The sequence below is a fragment of the Faecalibacillus sp. genome (genome assembly GCF_047023275.1).
Classification (GTDB): domain Bacteria; phylum Bacillota_I; class Bacilli_A; order Erysipelotrichales; family Coprobacillaceae; genus Faecalibacillus.
The window spans coordinates 53,819-78,096 of sequence record NZ_JBKYAR010000009.1; the positions used below are offsets into that span (position 1 = coordinate 53,819).

A 24,278-nucleotide genomic window follows, 5' to 3' on the forward strand; every position below is an offset into this window, starting at 1 on the left:
TGTTAAATATTAAGCATACAAACCCCTAGTTTTAATTCGGGATATATTTCATTTATTATCTGACTTAAATGGCTGACAGGAATAATTGAACACTCATATTTGTTAAGTTTATTTTTATCTAATAAGTTATAATTTTCTTGTGGGATAAATACTTTAGTACATCCTGAATCTATTGCTGCTTGAATTTTTGATGTTAATCCGCCTACAGGAAAGACACCTCCAGTAAGACTTATTTCTCCTGTATATCCTATATCATTTGGTTTATTATTCATTAAAGGTTTATTTATCGTTGCAGATAGTATTGACATAAATAAAGCAACTCCTGCGGAAGGACCATCTTTTACTATTGCGCCTTGTCCAAAATGCACATGAATATCTTTATTTAACAATAATTTTGGATATAGTTTTTTTACATTGGTTAAAGCTATTTTTACTGATTCTATAGCTGAATCTTTTGGTAATCCAGTTATTTCTACCTTTCCATTGCCTTCTAGTAATACTGTTTCAATAGGAAAACAACTTCCAGTATTTCCACTTACAGCTAATGCTTTAGATACTCCAGGAATAGCATAATTTAAAAAATTTTCATTATTTATTTTTTTATCTAAATACTGATCTATGTCTTCTTGACTAATATCGATTTCTTTTATTTTCGCATTATTTATCTTTACTAACTTACTAGAACATATTCTTTGCATTGCTTTTTTTACATCACGTATACCAATAGAAACACAATATTCTTTTAATAAATATTTTTGTAATTCATTATTCATATTGATCTTTATACAATAACTATTTTCTATTTCAGGAATAATATAATTAGATAAGATCTTTAGTTTATCATCTCTACTATATCCTTCAATATATAAAGGAATAAAACGATCTTTAATTACTAATGGTATATTGTTCCAATCGTTTAATGTTGCTATAAAGATTACTTGAGATAAATCAATTGGAACATTTATAAAACTATCATTAAATTCATGATCTAATAATTCTAATATTATTCCTGCATATTCTTTTTTTAGTTTATCTAACTCATCTAATTGAATTATTAATCTAGTAGTACCTGCATCCTTTATTGCTTTCATAATTCTTCCTGGTGAACTTCCAGCATATGATAAAGGTGAACCTTTTAGTTCTTTAACATCATTGATTCCATTTAAAGATATTTTTGTATATTTATAATTCATAGCTTTTGCTAAATATTTAATAACACTACTTTTACCTACACCATACGTACCAATTAATGCCAAATTACTATTAAGTCTAATTCCATTAAGATATTCAATATAATAGAAATTGATCATTTCGTTTATTACTTTGTCCATACCAAATATATTTTTATGTAATATATCTTTAATATTATTAGGATTAAATTCATCAATAAATGTATATTTTTCTTTTCTACAAGCTAATAAATAATCTAACTTTTCAATTGTTTTATCTTTTTTATAGTGATCACTATAAGATGAATTATCTTTTTTAGATACTAATATACATTTCTTTATCTCATCCTGTAATGGTTTACTATAACATTCTTTATTTCGATTGAAGACTAATGCTGGCGTTTCTGTAACTATTAAATTTAGTACTTTATCTACATAACTACAATCTACTGTTATATCATATATAGAAGATGCTATGACATTAATAATTATATTTTTTAAATTATGTTTTAAGTCTCTAGCTCCCTCATCTTGACAATAGTTTGTAATGATATGCTTGATTGCTTTATCTTCAAATTTGATATTTAAAGATTTCAAATTATAATTATTTATTAATTTTGGAATAATGTATTGTTTAGCTATTTCTATTTTGTCTTCATCACTATAGTTTTCAAAATAAATAATTGAATCAAATCTATTCAATATAACTTCTGGAATATCATCTGTACTATTAGCTGTAGCAATAAATATGGTATTATCTGTTTTTATAGTACATTGTAAAAATTTATCATAATGATTTCCTAAAAATAATCTTAAAAAGACATTCATAGGATCACCTTCTTTAGAATGACGATTCATTTTGTCAAATTCATCAAAGTTAATAATCATATTTGTTGTTCTCTTTGATGCAAATGCTTTAGTAATTACACCTGCATCACTACTATCATATCCTGGATCTAATCCTTCCAATTCAAATGGGGTACTTAATCCATTTAATGGAATACATTCATAAGGAAGATTAGCAGCCTTACTTATTGCTTGCATTAATGATGTCTTTCCAACTCCTGGAGGTCCGACAAATAATAGTTTACAGCCTTTACTTTTAGCGTATTGTCTGGATATAAAGATATCTTTTACTAACTTTTTAGTAGTATTCATTTTATATAAGTATTTATCTAAAGTAGTTATAAATTCTTTACTACTAATTATAGATTCATTAGTTGATGTTGGATTTATTTTGAATATGTAATCTAATCTTTGTTCTACCTTATGTTTTGAAGCATTTGTATCATTAAACATAGTTTCAATTGCACTTTGGGTTTCAATTGGATAACACTCTTTAGTTAACGCATATCTTAACATTTGTTCATGTTTATTTTTAAATGTAATCGCATTATCAACAATCTGTTTTTGATGTTTATTAGCTTTGACTTGTTCTAATATAAAGCTACGTTTAGCTTTATCTAATGCATAAAAATCTTTAATAGCTAATATTTTTCCATACATATTGTTAATATTATTAAAGATATCTTTTTCATTGCTTCTAAGTACTACTACTGGAATATATATTGGATACTCTTTAGCTTTTATAGCAATCATATAAATATTTTCTTTATATATCACTTTATTTTCCTTTATAGATTTACTATAAACAGGTTCTTTGTTTAGCATACAAATCATATCTGTATCATTATTCGTTATTAATAATATTTTATCTTGCGAAAATCCTTTAAATTCTCCTTCAATTTCAACAAGATCTTTAATAATATCTTTAGGACCTTTAGATTCATATATAAATAAATCATTTTCAAATTGATTGTTTTTTCCAAAATTCCCTGCTAAAAAAGGCTCTTTTTTAGCAAAATGATTTATATGATTTTGTAAAATATCCGCGTTATTTTTTGCTTCGTAGATAGATTCTTCTAATTTCATAATTTACCTCCTATTTGTCTAAACTTATTTTTATTTCTTCAAAAGGAACGAACAATTCTTTATCACATACATCTTCAAAAGTTAAATTTTCTAACCAGTCTAGTGAATTATGAGATCTATTTATTGGTTTATTTTTTTTATCTAATTTACTAATTTCTAGTAATAATTGTTTAATATCATTTTTCATTGTTTCTCCTCCTTCCTTGTCTTTACTATAGCTTTTATTACATAAAATGTATTTGCCTAAACTTTGACTAGTTTTTGACAAAGAAAAAATCCACAATATTGTGGATTTAACTGTTATATTCTTTTTTCATTTCTTCTATCTCTATTAATATATCTTCTTTTTTCTTATAAAACTCATGTCGATCATAATTAAATAATACAGCAAGTACATATATATATTCTTTTAATATATCTTTATCATTATGTGTTTGATACATACTTTTAAGTTGGGTTAGTACTATTTTAGCTATTTGTCTAACTAGTTTATCTTCATATTCATAACCATTTTTAAAGAAATATTCTATCGTTAGAACCAATCCTTTAGCATAATAACTTGCCACTGCATTATCTCTTCCTTTGTTATCTTCATATAACTTAGTAAATTCATTTAATTTATCAATTAATGATAAAACATTAGTTTCATCATCAGATTTTACAAATAACTCCATATATAAACATCTTGCACATTCATTTTGAAATGAATCAAACATACAATATCTTTTAGCAGGTAATGTTAAATCAGGTATTAAATCTTCATAAATAATATTATTTTTCATAATACATAATATATTCTCTATAGTTCCCCCGTGAAAAAAATAAAACCCATTAAGTGTTGTTTGAATGATAGGATCATTGCCTGCCCATTCTTTAAAGTCTTCTTTATAATTTTCTGCCAGTTCTAATAATCTTAAACGCTCATCATCGCTATTAGTCGTACAATACGCTTCATATATTCCTTCCATGTAATATAAACCTAAAGGCAGACCATCTGGAAATAAATGTTTCAGTACATATCGATATTTAGTAGTAAGTAAATAATTAAAATCTCTAAACACTGGCAACCAGAATGACTGGTTAAAGAATATATCTCCACCTGCAAATCTATCACCGTATCTTATATAAAAATATTCAGCTAATAAATCAGGTTGTATTGGTTTAATTTTTCCATTTATCGTAAGTCCATACAAATCACAAATAGATTTAAATCTTTCCTCTGACATATTTGCTAATTCAAAACAATGAAATTCATCATAATCACCATCAAATACATTTGATGAATTTTTAGCTATTGCTTCTTCTATAGAATCATATAATTGTTTATTATGTAAATAATCACATCCAAAAGCATCCTTAATAATAGTTCTGATATAATTTCTTTCTCTTAAAAAAGCATAATTTAATAATGAATCTTCATTATTTATTCCTTCTATATTATTAGCTAATGCATCAGCTATAAATAATAAATATAGTGGTCTTAAATTATTAGGATCTATCTCTTTTAATTTCTTTAAAGCTTCTTTTTTTAAATTGTCATTTATCGGATAATCTGGATACATTGTTTGAATATATGAAACAAATATATCTTCTAAGTTATTATTATTTAATGGTTCTAGCATTATTTCTTCATCATATTCAAATGATTGGACTATTTCATTATATTCATGAATACTTGAATACCATGAAGACATTTCATTATTCAATGTATATTTAGTCGTTCTTTGACAAATTAAAATACATATATCAATATTTAATCTTTTAGAATATTGATAAGACATCCATTTAGCTAAAGATTCCATATCCGATATTTCAATATCTACTAAAATAAATACATTCTTATAAGTAATATTAATAATATTTAACAAAGTATTAAAACTAATTCCCGTATCTCTATTTAAAGTAAAAATATCCCATTTATTTTTATCAAGTGAATTACTAAATTCATAAGCTAATCGACTCTTACCAGACCCTCCTGGTCCTGATAGTGATAACCATCTAATATTAGATTGATTACTATTTACAAATTTATTTAAAATTAATAGTTCATTATTATAGCCACTAAATTTTGTTGAATTACTATTATAAGTAAAAGGATGTTTGTAATCTACTATATTCTTTTTGATATTACTCGTTAAATGATTATTACTTATGTTAACATCTAAATTATCTTTAATAGCGTTTGTTATATAGTTTTCGTTTACTTTATTTATATATTCTTTACCTGATCTATTATTACGGGTTGTATGAATATAATAAATAATATTAGATAAAAAGCTAACTGATTCTATATGTTGTTCTCTAATTATTTTTTCTTTTTTATTTTCTTTATCATAACCAATATATGTTTCATCTAATGTTTCATCTTCTTTAATTATGTTTAATAAAGATACAATAAAACTATTAACTTTTTTAGGATCTAGTACATAATCCAATACTTCATTAGCTATTTTTATAAAATACTTTATATTCTCATCAAGATCAGTATCAATAACACTTCTACAATATTGTGAATTTAATTCTCGATCACATTTTTTCCACTTATCTATTAAAGGTTCTGAAATTGCATCATAATCAGGAAATAATTTTTCACCAATAGTTTTATACGTTGATACTTTTTCTCTTCCACAAAGATATATGAGTTTAATAACTGTACCTAAACATAGTCTCATTCAAACACCTCCCAATATTTTATTATTTATAATTTTATAATATCTTTTTAAAAGGTAAGCGTCAAACTAATAATAATTAAAAAATTCAAATGAAAAGTAGTATTTTTTTAACTAAAGTAAAAAAGCTACGATTTAAAATCGTAACTTTCTTAATTATTCAGTTTCAAATTGACTGTAATAAAGTTGATGATAATAACCTTGTTTTTGAAGCAATTCTTCATGATTACCAATTTCTACAATATGTCCTTGATCCATAACGATGATTTGATCTGCATTTTTTATCGTTGATAAACGGTGAGCAACAATAAAGGTTGTTCTTCCTTTCATCATTTCATCAAAAGCTTTTTGAATTTGTAATTCTGTACGCGTATCGATTGAACTTGTTGCTTCATCTAAAATCAACATTGGTGGATGTGTTAACATAATACGTGCAATACACACAAGTTGCATTTGTCCTTGAGACATATTTCCACCATCTTCTTCAACCATTGTATCGTATCCTTGAGGAAGAGACATAATATATTTATGCACACGTGCTTTTTTAGCTGCTTCTATGATTTCTTCATCACTGGCTTCTGGTTTTCCATAAGCAATATTTTCTTTAATAGTCCCTTTAAATAACCAACTATCTTGTAAAACCATTCCATACAATTTTCTTAAATCATCTCGGTTCATATCTTCAATATTGACACCATCAATTGTAATTTTTCCACCTTGTGGATCATAGAAACGCATTAATAAGTTAATTAATGTTGTTTTTCCACATCCTGTTTTACCTACAATGGCTGTCATTGTTCCTGGTTTAGCTTCATAGTTAAAATCTTGAATTAATGGTTTACTTGGATCATAACTAAAATTTAAATGATCAATGATAATATGTCCTTGTTTATTTTCAATGATTTTAGATGTTGTTAATTCTTGGATTGTTTCTTCATCTAATAATGCAAAGACTCTTTGACTTGCAGCAATGGCTGTTTGCATTTCTGACATAACGGATGATATTTCGTTAAATGGTTTTGTATATTGGTTAGCATATGTTAAAAAGCTTGAAAGAATACCTACTGTAAATGAACCATTTAATACTTGAAATGCTCCAAAGATACCAACAGCAGCATAAACAATACTATTAACTAAACGTGTTGTGGGATTAATTAAAGCCCCATAGAATTGTGAAATAACCCCACTTTTATGCATACGTTCATTAATTTCATTAAACTTTTCTTCGTTTTGTTCTTGATAATCAAAAATATTAACAATTTTTTGATTACCTATCATTTCTTCACAATAACCATTCATTTCCCCTCTTAAAGCTAATTGTTCTTGGAAATAAGAATGTGTTCTTTTAACAATCAAAGAAGCAACAAGTAAAGAAAGTGGTGTTAAAACAACCACAATGACAGCTACCGAAAAATGAATATAAGCCATAATCAAAATAGTTCCTACAATTGTTGCAATTCCTGTAAGTAAGGATGTAAAACTTTGTAATAAACCTTGTCCAATTAAATCAATATCATTGATCAATCTTCCTAAAATATCTCCATGACTTGTAGCATCAATATATTTTAAAGGAAGAACTTGGATTTGATCAAATACTCTATTTCTTAAATCATTCGTAATATTATAAGTAATTGTATTTGTAATTTGTCCCATGATCCATTGAATCAAAGAAACAATTAAAATAACAATTCCAATAAAAACAAGTTTATTCAATAACGCTTGAAAATGAACTTGATTCTTTCCAACTAATAAATCTATTGCTTGACCTATTAAAACAGGTGTAAGTAAAGTAAAGACAACAGAGACAATTGATAAAAGTGTTAATAACATAATTAAAAAACGATAAGGTTTACAATATGTAAGCAATCTTTTAATTGTTTTTTTATCCATTGTAATCACCATCCTTACTATTTTGAGATTCATAAATTTCTTTATAAACCGTACAATTCTTTAATAATTCTTCATGACAATCAAAACCAACAAGTTCACCATGATATAAAACCATAATACGATCACATCTTTTTAAAGATGCCGTTCTTTGTGAAATAACGATTTTTGTCATTTCTTTTAATTCTTGTAATTGTTTTTGTAAAGCTGCATCTGTCGCATAGTCTAACGCACTTGAACAATCGTCTAAAACTAAAATGTCAGCTTGTTTATAAAGTGCTCTAGCTATTGTTAAACGTTGTCTTTGTCCACCAGAGAAGTTTTTCCCACCTTGAACAACAGCGCTTTCTATTCCTTGAGGAAGACGACTTACAAACTCTTTAGCTTGTGAAACTTCTAAAGCTTTATTCATTGTTTCTTCTTGGTAAGGTTTTGACATACAAATATTTTCTTTAATTGTTCCTGAAATCAATGATGTATTTTGTAAAACATAACTGATATGTTGTCTTAGTGTTTCTAATTTATAATCTTGAATATTTTTACCAGCTATTTTAATTTGTCCACTTCTAACATCATAATTTCTTCCAATAAGGGATACAAGTGTTGATTTACCAGCACCCGTTCCTCCAATAATTCCTACTGTTTCACCTTTATTGATCGTAAATGATAAGTTGTGTAACACATCTTTTTGAAGATATCCAAAGTTGACATCTTTAAATTCAATCATTTTTTCATCAGGAATAAGGGTTGAATAACTTCCTTGATCTTCTACTTGTGGTGTTGTTTCAAGTACTTCAAAAACCCTTTGATAACTTGCTGTAGCTTTATTATAGATTGATAAAACATTCGCAAAGACAATGAGTGCTTGTAAAATACTATTCATATAGTTAATTAAGGCAATAACTTCCCCTTGAGAAAGGCTTCCTACATTAACTTGGAAACCACTGGCATAAATAATAATAATGATTGCAAAGTTTACAATTAAATAAGTAAAAGGATTTAATAAAGCTTGTATTTTACCTACTTTTACTTGTTCATCTTTTTGATTTTTTGTTTCTAAATTAAATCTTTTTACTTCATGATTTTGATTTGAAAAAGCACGAATAACACGAACACCTTTTAAGTTTTCTCTTGCTATTAAAGCAATTTTATCTAATAACTTTTGAATACGAGAAAAATAAGGCATTGAAATAATCGTAATTGATAACATCGATACTGCTAAAATAACAGCTCCTACAACAAAGATCATTGATAAAGAACCACTGATCATAAATGCCATAAATAATGAACCAATCATTAAAAATGGTGCTCTTGATGTAAGACGAATCGTCATCGCTACAGCTAATTGAATTTGTACTACATCATTAATCAGTCTTGTAACTAATGATGGTGCTGTAAGGGTATCTAAATTGGCATCATCATATTGATTCATTTGATGATACATGTCTTTTCTAAGTTGTGTCCCCACACTTTGTGATGTAAGGGAAGCATACCATTGACAAACAAGTGCAAATAAATAACCAAAAACAGCTAAACCAATAAGGACAAGCCCACATTTTAAAATATAATTGGTATCTTTATAAGCAATTCCTTTATCAATGACAGAGGCCATAACAACAGGAACGCATAATTCTAAAGCAGCTTCAAAGATTTTAAATAAAAAACCTAAAGTTGCTGAAAATTTAAACTCTTTTACATATTTTAATAGTTTCACATTCTTCACCTCTGCGTTATTATATGATAAGATTTAACTATATGTAAAATATATATATTATATAGTAATTATATTTAATAAATATATTATTCTCATTTGAAGGAGTTTTATGATGGATATTAGACAAATGAAATATTTTAAAACTATTGTAGAAGAAGGAACGATTTCTAAAGCTGCTAAAAAGTTACACATGGCACAGCCTCCTTTATCGATGCAACTTAAACAATTAGAAGAAGAATTAGGTGTAATTCTTTTAAAAAGAGGTAATAAACAAATTGAATTAACAGAAGCTGGTAATCGTTTTTATAAAAGATGTTTACAAATCTTAGATTTAACTGAAATTACTAAAAATGAATTAAAACAATCTTATCAAGATGTTTTAAGAATTGGGATTACTTCTTCTAATAGTGGTTTAATTCAACAAGAAAGTATTAAAGAATTTATTAAAAAGAATCAACATGTTCAATATGCTATTCATGAAGGTTCTACGTATGAAATACTTGATTTATTATTATCACATAATATTGATTTAGGGATTGTGAGAACACCTTTTGATACTTCTCAAGTAAATACTTTTTATTTAGAAAAAGAGCCAATGATCGTTATTGGGAAAAAAGAATATTTTTCAACACCTAAAAGAAAAATAAAAGATTTTAAAGATACCCCTTTAATTATTCATCAAAGGTATCTTCCTTTAATTAATGATTATTGTTTAAATAAACAAATTCAAATTCAATTAAAAGTAACTTGTGATGATAGTAGAACCTCTCTTATTTGGGCCAATAGTGGTATTGGAGTAGCAATTTGTCCCATGAGTAGTTTATCATTACCTTATGATCATTCTCTTGTTTATACGATTTTAGAAGATAAAAACTTATATACTGGTATTGCTTTTATTACTAGAAAAAATGAAGAAGTTTCAGCTTTATTAAATGAATTTATAGAATGTTTTAAATAGAGGAAAAACAAATGATACAATATGAAAAAATAGAACTTGATTACCAATTACCTATTAAATTATTAGATATTTACTTTGAAGATCATTATACAAAAACAGCTAAACATTATCATAATAGTATTGAAATTTTGATTCCCGTTTTAGGAAAACTAAAATTATTTCTTACTAATAAAGAATTGATTATTCCTCAAGGAAGCTTATATATTATTAATAGTCAAGAAATTCATGGGATGCATCATACGGAAGATACTGATATCTATAAAGGATATGCACTTCAAATAAATTATGATTTTATTAAAAAATATTATCCAGCTATTGATAATTATCAATTTATTCAACCTAATCGTAAAATCAAAGAAAAGATATTATCAGACATTTTTAAAATTATTAATGCTTATGATCATATCAATCAATTTCAAAGAATAGAAATTGAAAGTTATATTTTACATCTTTTATATACATTACTTTCAAATACATTAGATAAAAAAACAAATGTGAATTTACAAACTCTACAAGATAAAAGAATTATAAAAATGACTCAATATATTGATTTACATTATAATGAAGATCTTACAGTCGATAAAATAGCAGATCATTTTAATATATCTTCAGGATATTTATCACGCTATTTTAAAAATCATTTAAATATGACTGTTAAAGAGTATCTTATTTCTATACGATTAAAAAAAGCAAGACATGATGTTTTGTTCTCTAATTATACAATTTTAGAAATTGCTTATTTGCATGGATTTCCAAATTTAAAATCTTTTATTAACGCTTTTAAAAAAATTTATCATGATACACCTGCAAAATATCGTGAAAAAGTTAGAAAATGACATTAAAGAAGTATGTTTTTGACATTTTTGTAAGCTCTTTCAATGATAAAGTTTTACTTGTCAAAAAGAGGGAGGAAAGAAAATGTTAAAAAAGATATTTAGTTTATTTGTATGTGCTATGATGTGTCTTGTATCAACAAATCTTGTTTTTGCTGATGGAACAGTTGATATTCATGGAACATATAGCATTCATGTTAGTGGTTATGATTGGGGATGTGCAACTGATAAAGTGACATTAACTCTTGATAATCCTATTGATCATGTAGATGAAAACACATTTAAAGTTGTAGAAAATTCAGAAACTTTTGATTATAGTCAAGGTCCTGCTGGAACAATTATAAAAGCTGCTCCAACTGAACGTACTGTAAAAAGTGTAAAAGTTGATGGAAACAAAGTTGAATTAGAATTAAAAGTGAGAGCTGATACACCTTCTCCAATTGTTTGGTCATTAGCTACTCAATATAATACTTATGTTAAAGATTATTATTTTGAAATTTCTGCTAATGATACTCAATTAACATCAAATGGGCAAGTTGTTCAATCTTTAGAAATTGAAAAAGAATACACTTCAAAAACAACTTCTGCTGATGTTTTTGATTTAGGAAGCTATCAAGCAAAAGATGGTGTTAAATACTCATATGCATCTTATACACCACAAAATGATAGTGATACTTTAGTTGTATGGTTACATGGTTTAGGTGAAGGTGGAAAAGATGCTGATACAATTGCTGATAGAACTACTGATCCTTATGTAACTGCTCTAGCAAATAAAGTAACTGCTTTAGCTGGTGATGAATTCCAAAATACATTAGGTGGTGCTCATGTTTTAGTTCCACAATGTCCAACTTATTGGATGGATAATGATGGAAAACAAAGCAACTTCAACAATGCTAGCATTCAAGCTGATGGAACATCTTATTATCAAGAATCATTACATGAACTTATTGCTGCCTATAAAGAAAAAGTAGGTGCTAAAAAAGTTGTTTTAGCTGGATGTTCTAATGGTGGTTATATGACTTTATTAATGGGCTTAGCTTATCCACAAGAATATGATGCAATTGTGCCTATTTGTGAAGCAGTTCCTGATTCTTATATTACTGATGAACAATTACAAGGTGTTAAAGATTTACCAATGTATTTCATTTATTCAAAAGATGATGATACAGTAGATCCTACACTTCATGAAATTCCAACAATTAATCGTTTAAAATCTCTTGGAGCATCAAATTTACATGTTTCTACTACTGAACATGTTGTAGATACTTCTGGTCTTTATAAAGATGAAAATTATAGTGGACATTGGTCTTGGATCTATTTCTTCAATAATGAAGCACAATGTGATGAATGTGGTGTTAAATCATTTGATTGGATTGCTCAACAACTAAAAACATCTGAAGTTCCTGTAACTGATAATAAAAAAGCAAAAAATAATCCATCACAAGCAGTAAAAACTGGAGATACTGCTCATGGTAAAATTTATGCAATGATTATGATGTTTGCTGCAGCTAGATATGTTTTCTTTAAACAAAGAAAAGAAGCTTAATTTATAGACTCATTAAATTGCTTATGCAATTTAGTGAGTTTTTTATACTAAAAAAGAGGATATTTCTATCCTCTAGATAATATTAGTTATTGATTAATTTATCTTCATCAGACCAAGAATATAATTTTCTGATTTCTTTTCCAACTTTTTCTGATTCATGTTCTGTAGCTAATTTTCTCATTGCTTTGAAATGTGCTTGTCCTCCAGCTGCTGACATGTCTAATAAGAAGTCTTTTGCGAATGTTCCATCTTGGATATCTTTTAAGATTTGTTTCATTGCTTTCTTTGTATCTTCTGTGATGATCTTTGGTCCTGTAATATAATCTCCATATTCTGCTGTATTTGAAATTGAATATCTCATTCCTTCAAATCCTGATTGATAGATTAAGTCTACGATTAATTTCATTTCATGGATACATTCAAAGTATGCATTTCTTGGATCATATCCTGCTTCTACTAATGTTTCAAATCCTGCTTGCATTAGGGCACATACTCCACCACATAAAACTGCTTGTTCTCCAAATAAGTCTGTTTCTGTTTCTGTTCTGAATGTTGTTTCTAGTACACCTGCTCTTGCTCCTCCAATTGCTAATGAGTATGCTAAGGCGATGTCTTGTGCTTTTCCTGTGTAGTCTTGTTCTACAGCTACTAGACATGGTGTTCCTTTTCCTGCTTGATATTCACTTCTTACTGTATGTCCTGGTGCTTTTGGTGCAATCATTGTTACATCAACATTTTTTGGTGGTACGATTTGATTGAAATGAATATTGAATCCATGAGCAAACATAAGCATGTTTCCTTCTTCTAGGTTTGGTTCAATTGATTCTTTATATAATTTTGCTTGTAATTCGTCATTGATTAAGATCATGATGATATCTGCTCTTTTTGCAGCTTCTGCTGAAGTATATACTTCAAATCCTTGTTCTTCAGCTTTTTTCCATGATTTTGATCCTTCGTATAATCCTACGATGACTTTTACTCCTGATTCTTTTAAGTTTAATGCATGTGCATGTCCTTGTGATCCGTATCCAATGATGGCTACTGTTTTCCCATCTAATAATGATAAGTCACAATCTGATTCATAAAATATTTTTGCCATTTTAAATATCCCCCTTAATTTTTATTACTCGATTTCCTTTTTCGTTACCCATTATACGTCTAACGTTGTCTTATGTCAATATCGTTGTCTGCTCTCTTTGAACATTTTTTTAACAATCATCAATTATTTCTTTTCTAACTTTAATTGATTGATTGCCCTTAAGATGTGTATACGCATGGCGCTTCTTGCCCCTTCTGCATTTCGATCATTCATAAATTCCATAATCATTTTATTATCTGAGATAATATCTTGATTAGATACATGTTCATATTCATAAAGGAAAACCCCTTTTTGAATAGATTCTTGTAACACTGGTTCTAATCTTGACATAAATTCATTATGCGTTGCTTGTGCAATAGAACAGTGAAATAACATTTCTTGTTTTGCATAACTTCTTTTATTTGTAATACAGTCTTCAATTTCATTTTTGATTGCATTGATTCTTTCTAATTCTTTATCCGTTGCTCTAAGTGTTGCATAATAAGCAATTTCTGGTTCAAAAATCAAACGGATTTCGTAGAGATCATCTGCTCCCATTTTAACTTCCGGAGGAATATTGAGCTTTTCAAAAGTTTGATTATCATAATCTTCTCTAACAAAAGTTCCTTTCCCTCTTTTAATTTCTAAAACATGTCGTGTTACTAAAATACGTATCGCTTCTCTTAATGTAATACGACTAACTCCTAATTCTTTAGATAATTCAATCTCATTAGGAAGTTTATCTCCTGGTAAATATTTCTTTTCAACGACGATCATCGAAAGGAGCATCTCAGCAATATCATCCGATAACCTTTTTTTCTTATCCATAGTTTCCCTCGATTCCTTAAATTACTTGAAATTCTATCACAAAAATAATAATTATGCTATGACCTTTTGTCCATACACCTTTTTTTATTTATCATATATTACATTGAAAGGAGGTTATTTATGGACCCTGTAACAATCGCAAATGAAGCCACATTGATCTATGACAACATTACTAAAAACTCAAATGCTGTTGTCACACGTATTTTAAGTCCTTATGATTTAACAGCGACAAAAGAAGCGTTACTTGATAGTTATACACCTGGTCAAACCATCACTTATATTACGCGTGTAGAAAATACAGGTAGTGCTTCTCTTTATAATCTTACAATTGTAGATGATCTAGCAAATGGTACACTTCAATACATTGATACAAGTATTGAAGGTTATTTAAATGGTTCACCAATTGAAGTAGATGTACAAAAAACAGCAAATACAGTCACTTTTAAAATAGATAATGTGCTTAATCCTAATGACAATGTTTTAATTATCTTTGAAACAACAACACCTACGACAAACCCTGAAAAAATTACCAATACCCAAACAATTACAGCTAATGGTGGTTCAACAACAGGACCAATTGTTACTGCTAAACCAAATCCTAGTGCAACTGTCACACTAGCAAATTATGTGACTCTAGATATTACAAAAGCAGTTGATAAAACAAGTATTTATAGTGGTGAATCTCTTGTTTACACTTTCAAAATTGTAAATAGAGGTAATGAAACAGCGACAAATGTTACTTTCAATGATATCTTCCCAGCAGGATACAAAATCAATAGTATTACTTTAAAAACACCTGACTCTCCTGACCCAATTATTTATGATCCAGGAACTTATGTGCAATTTACAACACTTAGAATTGATAATCTTGTTATTCCTGTAGGAACAAGTACTCTTACTGTTACTGGTATTTATACAAGTTAAAAATGGATGCTTCGGCATCCATTTTAATCATATAATTGGAAATTTAAATGATAGACAAGCGAATCAAACATTTTTGTATTAAATCCATACGCAATACAATCATCTACTTCTCCATCCCAATCATTATTTAATTGATCTAAAACTTCTTGTGCTTTTTCTTTTGTTATTTGACAAGTCGCAAAGAATTCTACAGCATCTTTTTCCATTTGTGATTCTTTGTAAGGAGATACTGAAAAATCAGGATAGATTTCTAATAATTCCTCTTTTACTTTTTGATAATCTTCTTCTTTTGAGCTTGATATAACAACATATAATGTTCCTAACATTATTTCATCATCCTTTCTTTAAACTTTGATATATTTTCAAAATCATCATTTTGTCTTTTTTCTATATCATGATATAACTTACTTACCTTAAATGCAATCATGATAAAATAAAGAATAAGCATTACAATTAAAATGACAAACCATATAAAAATAAGCCACCCCATATTACATAACTCCTTTATCTAATTGATGTAAATCTTTATGATAAAAAATATAAAGCATGATTGCAGCAGCAATCCAAGCAAGAACCTCTGCTAAATATATTCCATAAACCCCCATATAATGCGGTAAAATAAGTGCTGCTGATACTCTCATAATTAACTCAACAATTCCTGATACCATTGGAATAATCGTATTTTCCATCCCTTGAAGAGCACTTCTATAAGAATATAACATATATAAAACTGGTAAACAAACAGCCATTGTAAATAAATAATCATAAGCATATTTTAAAACAATTTGTGTTTGTTTTGGTGTCGTAGATATAAAAAGTAATAATATTTTTTTACCAAAGAATAGAATAACGATCATAATAACAATGGAAATAAAAACAGATAAAATATTTGCTTGAAAAACACCGGATTTCATTCTTTGATATTTTTTAGCTCCATAGTTTTGTGAAACAAAGGTTGTAATTGCATAACCAAAGGATATAGCAACAACTTCTAATATTCCATAGAGTTTATTTGTTGCTGTATAACCAGCAATAAATAAGAAACCAAAGCCATTAACTACAGATTGTAAAACAATTCCACCAAAAGCAATAATCAAGTTTTGAAAAGCTAATGGTAAACCTAATTTAATGAGTTGATAAATCAGTTTTTGATCTATTTGAAAACTTTCTTTTTTGATTTTAAAGGGTAATTCTTTTCTTAATTTAAAATAACAAAAAGTAGCTGCAAATAATTGTGAAATCAATGTTGCTATTGCTGCACCAGCAATTCCTTGATGAAAGATACAAACAAATAATAAATCGAGTATAACGTTTAAACAAGCAGCAATGACCATTGCAATAAGCGGTGTACGACTATCTCCTATAGCTCTTAAAATACTTGAAAAACAGTTATAAAAGATCACAATTAAAGCTCCACCAGACATTATTCTTAAATAGGTAATAGATCCTTGAATCGTATGACTTGGTGTATTTAATAGTTTTAATAAAGGTTCAATAATGATTTGTGAAAAAATGATAACTAAAATTGCTATTACAAAACATGAAAGATAGGACATCGCAATTGATTTTTCCATTCCTTTTTCATCATTAGCCCCTAAACAATTAGATACACGAATTGAAAATCCTTGTGTAAAGCCCATTAAAAGTCCTAAAATAGCCCAGTTGATCCAATCTGCTCCACCAATAGAAGCTAATGCATCAACACCTACAAAACGTCCTACGATCATGGTATCTACCATGATATAAAGTTGTTGTAAAAGATTACCGAACATTAAAGGTAAAGCAAAGAAAAAGATAAGTTTTAAAGGATGACCTGTGGTTAAATTTTTCATAAATTTCCTCCATAGATTTAATTATTAAGAGTTTTTAATATAAAGTCAATCATATTGTTTTTTTATTTTTTGATTTTAGGTTATAATGTATAGAGGTTAAAGGAGAGAGTAGTATGGCTAATTGTAATCATGATTGTAATTCATGTAAAAGTACATGTTCAAAAAAAGATTTTTTAGCACCAATGAATGCACATTCTCATGTAAAAAAAGTGATTGGTGTTGTAAGTGGTAAAGGAGGCGTTGGAAAGTCTTCAGTAACTTCATTATTGGCGCTCGCTAAACAAAGAGAAGGATATAAAGTAGCTATTCTAGATGGTGATATTACAGGACCTTCTATAGGGCGTATTTTTGGCGTAGAAAACAAACAAGTTTTATCTAATGGTAAAGAATTCACACCTGTTGAAAGTAGTCAAGGAATTAAAATTATGTCTACGAATTTATTATTAGAATCAAATGACACACCAGTTATTTGGCGTGGTCCCGTACTTGCAGGAATGATCAAACAATTCTGGTCTGATGTAATGTGGGGAGATGTTGATTATATGTTTGTTGATATGCCTCCAGGAACCGGAGACGTTCCACTTACAGTTTTTCAATCACTTCCATTAGATGGTATAATCATTGTGACAAGTCCTCAAGAACTTGTAGGAATGATTGTAAGTAAAGCTGTTAATATGGCTAAAAAAATGGATGTCGATATTATTGGTATCGTTGAAAATATGTCTTATGTTAAATGTCCTGATTGTGATAAGAAAATTTATATGTTTGGTAAGAGTCATAGTCAAGAAGTGGCTGATCGTTATCAACTTCCATTACTTGGTCAATTACCTATTGATAGTGAATTGACTCAATTATCTGATCAAGGTTATGTTGAAAATTATCATTCTGATTGGTTTGATGAGTTTTCTCAAAAAGTAAAAGATATTTAAAAAAGCACTCACGTGCTTTTTTAATTTAGTGGTTCATTATTACGATTCATGAAGTCTTTTACGGCATCATTTAAAACATCATTTAAATATCTACTAAATTCATCTTTATCTTCTACGTTAGATAATTGAATTGGCATGTTTACAACACCAACATGAACATTTTCGTCAGCCATAAGTTTTTCAATATCACCTGATTGTCCAAACATTTTTGATGCTGCTTGCATTGTTTTACAATGTGACATTGTCGCATAATATATATAATCTTCAATTGTTTCCATTCCAGCAACATCTTGAATTTGTTTAAATTGTTCTTCTAATAATTCCATTTCTTCATCATCAAATTCTAAAACAACTTGTTTCATCTCAATCACCTCATATTTCGTGTAATATATTATCACAAACTTTAAAAAAAGATAGTCTTTTTATTATTTATTTCTAACAAGAAATAAACTTATAGATCTAAAAAATCCCAATGTTAAAACATTGAAAACAGTGATCCAATCTCCATATTTAGGATAAACCTTTTTTATAATTTGATGTGAAATATAAATATTCATAATAAAAGAAAGTAAAATACATCCTAAAAATAATAAAAAGATAATTGTATCTAATGAACCTAATTGAACATTTAAAGAGAGATAAAAAAGAATTGTTCCTATAATTTCAATCATCATTAAAAATAATCCTTCCTTTTCCAATACTACTTCTTTTCCTAGAAGATATTTACTGTAATAAGGAATCCATGATTTCTTTAAATGTGTTCTATTATAAAGAAAAAGACTTTCAAAAATATAATTTTCAACAAGATAAAAGATACTGATAAAGATCAAAAAAAGATATAACGCATAAAAAGACATAAATAAACCTAAAACTACTAACACACTTATTCCTCCCATAATCTTACCTCCTAAAAAATAAATTCATAAACAATGCCAAAGATTTCTCTTACAAAATATGTAGGAAATAACCACCAAGCAGTATGAGCACTTATAGCATAACTTTTGATATTTAATCGACGAGCTATTGTTTGTGCACGATATTCATGAAATTCATTTGTAATAATCGTGATTGCTTTAGGTAAATTTTCTTTTTTAATTAATCGATAAGAAAACAATATATTTTCTCTTGTGGAAGTAGACTTATCTTCTTGATATAAGCGATGAGGATCAATTCCTTTACTTACAAGATATTGATACATACATTTAGCTTCTGATATTTCTTCATTAGCACCTTGTCCACCTGATAGAATACATTGTAATTTAGGATTTTCATTTAAATATTGATATGTTTTATCAAGTCTTTCTTTTAATGCAAGACTTGGTTTTTTATTTTTAACACGACATCCTAAAACAACAACTGTTGTTTCTTCTTGCGGTAATATATTCATATTTGTAAGTATTTTATAAGAACAAGTAGAAATAATTACTAAAAGTATGATTATAAAAGATAATGTTATTTTAGAAAAAATCAAATGATGTAATGGCTTATTAAAAATGATAATAAGGAGACAACCTAAAGAAACTATCATTCCTGCTATATTTCCAATATTTAAGATTCCTTTTAATAAAAAAGGAAGTAAAAAAATAATAAAACTTATGATAAAAAATATCAGTAATAAATATTTTATAATTTTCATTGTTTCACCTACTTGGATTCATTCTAACAAAAAATAGAGATTTTGACATCTCTATTTAAAATATTGATCTATTTTATTTTTATTTAGTTCTTCACCGATAACAATTATGACATCTTGCCCTTGATTGATTTCTTGTATAGAGGTATTTTCTTGAGTCATATTGATTTCATACCAGTGTTTTTCTTTTTGATAAAAACCTTTAACTCTCATGACATGACCACAATCTTGATCTTTAAATATATGGTTTATTTTTTGAATAAATTCATCTTGATTGAATCTATTATTCATATAATAAAGAGATTGAAAAGTATCATTTTGGTTAAACCATAATTTTTCAATATAATCATTTGTATATTGACTATTTAATAATTCTTGATAATCTTCTTTGGTCATTTCATCCCATTTTTTAATTTTTAATCTTTCTTGTGGAAGAGGTTTTCCATGGAATAAAGCAAGTGCATCATTCATTTGTTGAATTGTTTCTACAATTCTTTCTTTACTTGTAGTATCTACTTTACTTAAAATAATTTTTCCTGCACTTACAATTTGGCTTGCAAGTAAATAAGAAGCTTCTTTAGATAAATTCTTTTCTAATGAAGCATCTACAATTGCAAATACATTTCCTATTTCATACCAATTTGTAAGAGGTTCTTCATGTAAAACATCAAAAAATTCTTCTACATCAAAAATACCTGATGGTTCTACCAAAACACGATCAAAGCCTCTCATTCCCATAGATATCAATTTTGTCTTAAAACGTCTTTGATGACAATCCTTATCACAAGCTCCTGCTACCATTTCTAATTCACAATTTTCTGATTCTAAATCTTGTAATAACATCATATCAACATTAACTGCACCAAAATCGTTTTCAATAATTCCAATTCTATATCCTTGATCAATTAAATATTGAGCATATTTTTTTATGAAAGTTGTTTTACCAGATCCTAAAAAACCTGTTATTAAATCTACTTTTACCATAATCTTCACTCCTTGATTTTATTATATATCTAAAGAAAAAAAAGTCTAATAGAAAGACTTTTTAATCTGTTCTTAATGCTGTTACAGGATCTTCTTTCGCTGCTTTTTTAGAAGGAATAATTCCTCCAAGTAGAGTTAAAATCACGCTTAAAATAATTAAAACAATTCCTGCAACTGGTGGTAAAGAAGCATTAACAGCTGTTGTATCTGCAATATTGTGAATAACAATATTAGCTGGGATAAGAGCGAGTAATGTAATAATAATTCCAATAAGACCCGCAAATAATCCAATAATAAACGTTTCAGCATTGAATACTTGCGAAATATTACGTTTAGAAGCCCCTATGGCCCTTAATATACCAATTTCTTTTTTACGTTCTAAAACACTAATATACGTAATAACGCCTATCATAATTGAAGAAACAACCAATGAAATACCTACAAAGGCTACAAGAACATAACTAATGACATTAACAATATCAGTTACTGAAGACATTAATGTTCCCACAAAATCTGTATACGTAATGACTTTGTCTTCTTGATTTGTTTTTTCCATTTTATGATTGTACGTATCTAAAAAGTGAATCACTTTTTCTTTGCTTTCAAAGTTTTTAGGATAAATACTAATACTTGCTGGTTTTTTAAAATCAGCATATCCTAATTTCTTCATATTATTATCATATGAATCTTGTTCACTTGTCATCATTGATGAAATAATACTCATAAAATCATTTTCATCACCACTAAAGCTCATTGCTTCGGCGAAAGCATGACTATCAAATTGAAAAGCATTTGCCATTGAAGAGCTCATAGACATCATACTTTTTTGAATGCCTCTTTGTAGAGAAGATGATAAATTTTGCATAGATGATTGCATATATTGAGACATAATTTGAGAAATTTGTGCTTCTATGTTTGTTGATTGTATAATAGATGTCATTTCTTGAGTTAAAATATTCTTTGCTTCTTGAGAATTTAAATAGCTCATTAAATACTCATTTATTTTTGTAATATCTAAATCATTTTCACCTAATTGTTTTTTATAATCATCTAAGACTGCGTTGATAATTTGTTGCATTTCATTTTGATCAATACCATCTTCAATATATTTCTTTATTTGTTCTTCTATAACTTGACGTGCATGATCTGTTTGTAAGTAATTTATAAATTCTTGTGTAGCTTGATTAATATTTACTTCTGGATGATTTTTTTCATATTCTAAATAACCATTTAATAAAGACTTGGCTAAATGATTAAGTTGGTCACTTGAAACATTAAATTGGATTTGATTAAGTATTTGATTCATATCTAATGTTGGAAGTGATAGATCTGTCAGTTCTTGATTTAAATTTGTAAAGTCTAATTGTAAAGCTTGTGTATTGAATTTAAATGCCGATTGCATTTTATTTTGATCAATTGTAAATAATGAACTTAAATCAAATTGTGAATTTTTTTCTTCAAAAGCATTTCCTGTAAAAATATTCACATTTTTATTTTTTAATTGTTCTTGAACAATTTGAGTTGTAGATGACTTTTCTATAATATGTTGTACAAGTGATGATGGATAATAAATTCCTGTCGATAACATAGTTGCTGTTTGATCATCTTTAGGTTGAACAATTCCTACAATTTTTAAATCTTCACCATTTTGAACAAGTTGATTCATATATGTTTGATCATTAGATTTGTCTTTATATACATGATATTGTTCATCATATTCATAATAATCCGCCGATTTAACAAGTTTGAATTTTTTATTTAAGATATCTTGATAACTATAATCATCCTCTTTTAATGTCACGTCTACATCTTCTTCATTAGCAAACTGTTGCACCATTTGATCTAATTCTGATGAATCTCTTAAACCAAGTGTATAAGCCATCATATCACTTATCTTTCCAGAGGAAGTAAGAACAACAACACATTCATTATATTTTTTTGGCCAATGACCTGCTTTTATATCATATTGTCCACTAAATAAGTTTGTGTTTTTAGGCATGGATTTAAAGACATCTGTAGACATCATAGAAGACATCATATTATTTGAACTTGTGGATGAGCCCATTCCTAGGGAACTAAATGTTTTATCAGGATTAACTTGTCTATAAGTATTATCTTGATAGCGATATATTTGTGGTGTCACATTATAAGTATATTCGATTGCATTAGAATAATTTTTTAATTGTTTTTGGTTATTTTGAATATAACTCTTTAATGATTCTAGATCATTTGATCCAATTTTAGAAAACATTGTAGTCATCATATTAGCTACTTGAATATCATTTTTAGAAGATTGTTTTTTATCTTGACTATCATCTACTAACATTGATGACATATCTATACCAGTACTTGTAATTTGTAAAGGATATTCTGATAACGTATCTTCTTCAATTGTTTGAATATACGTATTAACACCATTAGATAAAGATAATATAAGAGCTATTCCTATAATTCCTATAGAACCTGCAAAAGATGTTAAAAAAGTTCTTCCTTTTTTAGTTTTTAAATTATTAAAACTAAGAGATAGTGATGTAAGTAAAGACATAGAAGTTTTTCCCATATTACGATGTTGTGGGAGAAAACTTTCAACATGATATGGGTTTGTATCATCTAAAATAACTCCATCTTTTAATGTAACAATACGTGTTGCATATTCTTTGGCAAGTTCTGGATTATGAGTAACCATGACAACAAGTCTGTCCTTAGCAACTTCTTTTAATAAATCCATAACTTGTATACTCGTTTCACTATCTAAGGCTCCTGTTGGCTCATCAGCCAACAAAATATCAGGATCATTAACCAATGCTCTTGCAATAGCAACACGTTGCATTTGCCCTCCTGATAATTGATTAGGTTTTTTATGAATTTGTTGTCCTAATCCAACCTTAGTAAGAGCATCAATAGCTTTTTCTCTTCGTTGTGTTTTAGAAACACCAGAAATAGTCAGTGCAAGTTCAACATTTGATAAAATAGTTTGATGTGGAATTAAGTTATAACTTTGAAAAACAAAGCCAATTGTATGATTACGGTAAGAATCCCAATCTCTATCTTTGTATTTTTTTGTAGAAATACCATTAATAATTAAATCTCCGCTATCATATCTATCTAATCCACCAATAATATTTAAAAGTGTTGTTTTACCAGAACCACTTGGACCAAGTATAGCAACAAATTCATTATCTCTTAAATTAAGGCTGACATGATCCAATGCTTTTTGAATAAAGTTTCCCGTTTTATATTGTTTACAGATATCTGTTATTTGTAACATCTTTTCCCCTCCATATAGATATGTACATACTATCAAATAAATTTGAACTTATTATTAATAAAAAACGCAAAAAAAAAGAACTGGCAACGAGCTA

General features: G+C 27.7%; 20 protein-coding genes. 5 read left to right on the plus strand and 15 right to left on the minus strand.

The annotated features are described in order from the left end of the window. Window positions 1-2: 2 nt before the first annotated feature. The 5 genes from ACLVEP_RS04495 to ACLVEP_RS04515 form a co-directional block, all read right to left on the minus strand. Window positions 3-3,101, minus strand: a complete 3,099-nt coding sequence (locus ACLVEP_RS04495; RefSeq protein WP_412583123.1) for a S16 family serine protease — start codon at window positions 3,099-3,101, stop codon at window positions 3-5. Between the two features lie 10 nt (window positions 3,102-3,111). After that, a complete protein-coding gene (locus ACLVEP_RS04500; RefSeq protein WP_412583124.1) occupies window positions 3,112-3,288 on the minus strand; it encodes a hypothetical protein in 177 nt (58 codons plus the stop codon). A 106-nt stretch (window positions 3,289-3,394) separates the two neighbouring features. Next, on the minus strand, window positions 3,395-5,773 hold the full coding sequence (locus ACLVEP_RS04505) for a hypothetical protein (RefSeq protein WP_412583126.1): 2,379 nt from the start codon (window positions 5,771-5,773) through the stop codon (window positions 3,395-3,397). Between the two features lie 153 nt (window positions 5,774-5,926). Further along, window positions 5,927-7,660: an ABC transporter ATP-binding protein gene (locus tag ACLVEP_RS04510; protein WP_412583128.1), complete on the minus strand. Its 1,734-nt coding sequence runs from the start codon at window positions 7,658-7,660 to the stop codon at window positions 5,927-5,929. Continuing rightward, on the minus strand, window positions 7,653-9,371 hold the full coding sequence (locus ACLVEP_RS04515) for an ABC transporter ATP-binding protein (protein WP_412583130.1): 1,719 nt from the start codon (window positions 9,369-9,371) through the stop codon (window positions 7,653-7,655). The genes ACLVEP_RS04510 and ACLVEP_RS04515 overlap by 8 nt, the downstream gene beginning before the upstream one ends. A 112-nt stretch (window positions 9,372-9,483) precedes the next feature. Here ACLVEP_RS04515 and ACLVEP_RS04520 point away from each other — a divergent pair, with 112 nt between their 5' ends. The 3 genes from ACLVEP_RS04520 to ACLVEP_RS04530 all read left to right on the plus strand — a co-directional run bounded on the left by ACLVEP_RS04520 (window position 9,484) and on the right by ACLVEP_RS04530 (window position 12,708). Next, window positions 9,484-10,329, plus strand: a complete 846-nt coding sequence (locus tag ACLVEP_RS04520; protein WP_412583131.1) for a LysR family transcriptional regulator — start codon at window positions 9,484-9,486, stop codon at window positions 10,327-10,329. Window positions 10,330-10,340: 11 nt separating this feature from the next. Beyond that, window positions 10,341-11,165: a helix-turn-helix domain-containing protein gene (locus tag ACLVEP_RS04525; RefSeq protein WP_412583132.1), complete on the plus strand. Its 825-nt coding sequence runs from the start codon at window positions 10,341-10,343 to the stop codon at window positions 11,163-11,165. Window positions 11,166-11,247: 82 nt separating this feature from the next. Next, entirely contained in the window at window positions 11,248-12,708 is a 1,461-nt protein-coding gene (locus tag ACLVEP_RS04530) for a hypothetical protein (protein WP_412583133.1), read from the plus strand. 82 nt (window positions 12,709-12,790) lie between these two features. Here ACLVEP_RS04530 and ilvC read toward each other — a convergent pair whose 3' ends face one another. Both ilvC and ACLVEP_RS04540 read right to left on the minus strand, forming a co-directional pair. Then, the gene (ilvC, locus tag ACLVEP_RS04535; protein WP_412583135.1) at window positions 12,791-13,807 is read right to left on the minus strand and encodes a ketol-acid reductoisomerase; all 1,017 of its coding nucleotides are present in this window, start codon (window positions 13,805-13,807) and stop codon (window positions 12,791-12,793) included. 123 nt (window positions 13,808-13,930) lie between these two features. After that, window positions 13,931-14,614, minus strand: coding sequence for a FadR/GntR family transcriptional regulator (locus tag ACLVEP_RS04540; protein ID WP_412583136.1), 684 nt, complete (start codon window positions 14,612-14,614; stop codon window positions 13,931-13,933). A gap of 120 nt (window positions 14,615-14,734) precedes the next feature. Between ACLVEP_RS04540 and ACLVEP_RS04545 the strand changes: the two genes are divergently transcribed. Continuing rightward, entirely contained in the window at window positions 14,735-15,538 is an 804-nt protein-coding gene (locus tag ACLVEP_RS04545; RefSeq protein ID WP_412583137.1) for a hypothetical protein, read from the plus strand. A gap of 23 nt (window positions 15,539-15,561) precedes the next feature. On the opposite strand, the gene ACLVEP_RS04550 is transcribed toward ACLVEP_RS04545, so the two are convergent. The 3 genes from ACLVEP_RS04550 to ACLVEP_RS04560 are packed head-to-tail and all read right to left on the minus strand — an operon-like array spanning window position 15,562 to window position 17,370. Beyond that, the gene (locus tag ACLVEP_RS04550) at window positions 15,562-15,864 is read right to left on the minus strand and encodes a hypothetical protein (RefSeq protein WP_022002563.1); all 303 of its coding nucleotides are present in this window, start codon (window positions 15,862-15,864) and stop codon (window positions 15,562-15,564) included. Then, the gene (locus tag ACLVEP_RS04555; RefSeq protein ID WP_412583138.1) at window positions 15,864-16,028 is read right to left on the minus strand and encodes a hypothetical protein; all 165 of its coding nucleotides are present in this window, start codon (window positions 16,026-16,028) and stop codon (window positions 15,864-15,866) included. The genes ACLVEP_RS04550 and ACLVEP_RS04555 overlap by 1 nt, the downstream gene beginning before the upstream one ends. Before the next feature lies 1 nt (window position 16,029). Then, window positions 16,030-17,370 (minus strand): MATE family efflux transporter, encoded by a 1,341-nt coding sequence (locus ACLVEP_RS04560; RefSeq protein ID WP_412583139.1) that lies wholly within the window; start codon window positions 17,368-17,370, stop codon window positions 16,030-16,032. Between the two features lie 113 nt (window positions 17,371-17,483). On the opposite strand from ACLVEP_RS04560, the gene ACLVEP_RS04565 reads away from it, so the two are divergent. Next, the gene (locus ACLVEP_RS04565) at window positions 17,484-18,299 is read left to right on the plus strand and encodes an Mrp/NBP35 family ATP-binding protein (RefSeq protein WP_022002560.1); all 816 of its coding nucleotides are present in this window, start codon (window positions 17,484-17,486) and stop codon (window positions 18,297-18,299) included. A 20-nt stretch (window positions 18,300-18,319) separates the two neighbouring features. Here the strand turns inward: ACLVEP_RS04565 and ACLVEP_RS04570 are convergent, their stop codons facing one another. The 5 genes from ACLVEP_RS04570 to ACLVEP_RS04590 form a co-directional block, all read right to left on the minus strand. Further along, a complete protein-coding gene (locus ACLVEP_RS04570; RefSeq protein ID WP_022002559.1) occupies window positions 18,320-18,661 on the minus strand; it encodes a hypothetical protein in 342 nt (113 codons plus the stop codon). A gap of 63 nt (window positions 18,662-18,724) precedes the next feature. Further along, a complete protein-coding gene (locus ACLVEP_RS04575) occupies window positions 18,725-19,195 on the minus strand; it encodes a hypothetical protein (RefSeq protein ID WP_412583141.1) in 471 nt (156 codons plus the stop codon). 11 nt (window positions 19,196-19,206) lie between these two features. Continuing rightward, complete coding sequence (locus ACLVEP_RS04580) at window positions 19,207-19,935, minus strand: YdcF family protein (RefSeq protein WP_412583142.1); 729 nt, start codon at window positions 19,933-19,935, stop codon at window positions 19,207-19,209. A 51-nt stretch (window positions 19,936-19,986) separates the two neighbouring features. Then, window positions 19,987-20,916, minus strand: coding sequence for a GTP-binding protein (locus ACLVEP_RS04585; RefSeq protein WP_412583144.1), 930 nt, complete (start codon window positions 20,914-20,916; stop codon window positions 19,987-19,989). 61 nt (window positions 20,917-20,977) lie between these two features. Beyond that, on the minus strand, window positions 20,978-24,184 hold the full coding sequence (locus ACLVEP_RS04590) for an ATP-binding cassette domain-containing protein (RefSeq protein WP_412583145.1): 3,207 nt from the start codon (window positions 24,182-24,184) through the stop codon (window positions 20,978-20,980). Window positions 24,185-24,278: the final 94 nt, after the last annotated feature.

Excerpts from the sequence above, each read along its gene's own strand:
- ACLVEP_RS04590 (WP_412583145.1), bottom strand. The coding sequence starts at position 24,184 with ATGTTACAAATAACAGATATCTGTAAACAATATAAAACGGGAAACTTT.
- ACLVEP_RS04585 (WP_412583144.1), bottom strand. The coding sequence starts at position 20,916 with ATGGTAAAAGTAGATTTAATAACAGGTTTTTTAGGATCTGGTAAAACA.
- ilvC (WP_412583135.1), bottom strand. The coding sequence starts at position 13,807 with ATGGCAAAAATATTTTATGAATCAGATTGTGACTTATCATTATTAGAT.
- ACLVEP_RS04520 (WP_412583131.1), top strand. The coding sequence starts at position 9,484 with ATGGATATTAGACAAATGAAATATTTTAAAACTATTGTAGAAGAAGGA.
- ACLVEP_RS04525 (WP_412583132.1), top strand. The coding sequence starts at position 10,341 with ATGATACAATATGAAAAAATAGAACTTGATTACCAATTACCTATTAAA.
- ACLVEP_RS04540 (WP_412583136.1), bottom strand. The coding sequence starts at position 14,614 with ATGGATAAGAAAAAAAGGTTATCGGATGATATTGCTGAGATGCTCCTT.
- ACLVEP_RS04575 (WP_412583141.1), bottom strand. The coding sequence starts at position 19,195 with ATGGGAGGAATAAGTGTGTTAGTAGTTTTAGGTTTATTTATGTCTTTT.
- ACLVEP_RS04545 (WP_412583137.1), top strand. The coding sequence starts at position 14,735 with ATGGACCCTGTAACAATCGCAAATGAAGCCACATTGATCTATGACAAC.
- ACLVEP_RS04560 (WP_412583139.1), bottom strand. The coding sequence starts at position 17,370 with ATGAAAAATTTAACCACAGGTCATCCTTTAAAACTTATCTTTTTCTTT.
- ACLVEP_RS04570 (WP_022002559.1), bottom strand. The coding sequence starts at position 18,661 with ATGAAACAAGTTGTTTTAGAATTTGATGATGAAGAAATGGAATTATTA.
- ACLVEP_RS04495 (WP_412583123.1), bottom strand. The coding sequence starts at position 3,101 with ATGAAATTAGAAGAATCTATCTACGAAGCAAAAAATAACGCGGATATT.
- ACLVEP_RS04565 (WP_022002560.1), top strand. The coding sequence starts at position 17,484 with ATGGCTAATTGTAATCATGATTGTAATTCATGTAAAAGTACATGTTCA.
- ACLVEP_RS04555 (WP_412583138.1), bottom strand. The coding sequence starts at position 16,028 with ATGGGGTGGCTTATTTTTATATGGTTTGTCATTTTAATTGTAATGCTT.
- ACLVEP_RS04505 (WP_412583126.1), bottom strand. The coding sequence starts at position 5,773 with ATGAGACTATGTTTAGGTACAGTTATTAAACTCATATATCTTTGTGGA.
- ACLVEP_RS04510 (WP_412583128.1), bottom strand. The coding sequence starts at position 7,660 with ATGGATAAAAAAACAATTAAAAGATTGCTTACATATTGTAAACCTTAT.
- ACLVEP_RS04550 (WP_022002563.1), bottom strand. The coding sequence starts at position 15,864 with ATGTTAGGAACATTATATGTTGTTATATCAAGCTCAAAAGAAGAAGAT.
- ACLVEP_RS04530 (WP_412583133.1), top strand. The coding sequence starts at position 11,248 with ATGTTAAAAAAGATATTTAGTTTATTTGTATGTGCTATGATGTGTCTT.
- ACLVEP_RS04580 (WP_412583142.1), bottom strand. The coding sequence starts at position 19,935 with ATGAAAATTATAAAATATTTATTACTGATATTTTTTATCATAAGTTTT.
- ACLVEP_RS04500 (WP_412583124.1), bottom strand. The coding sequence starts at position 3,288 with ATGAAAAATGATATTAAACAATTATTACTAGAAATTAGTAAATTAGAT.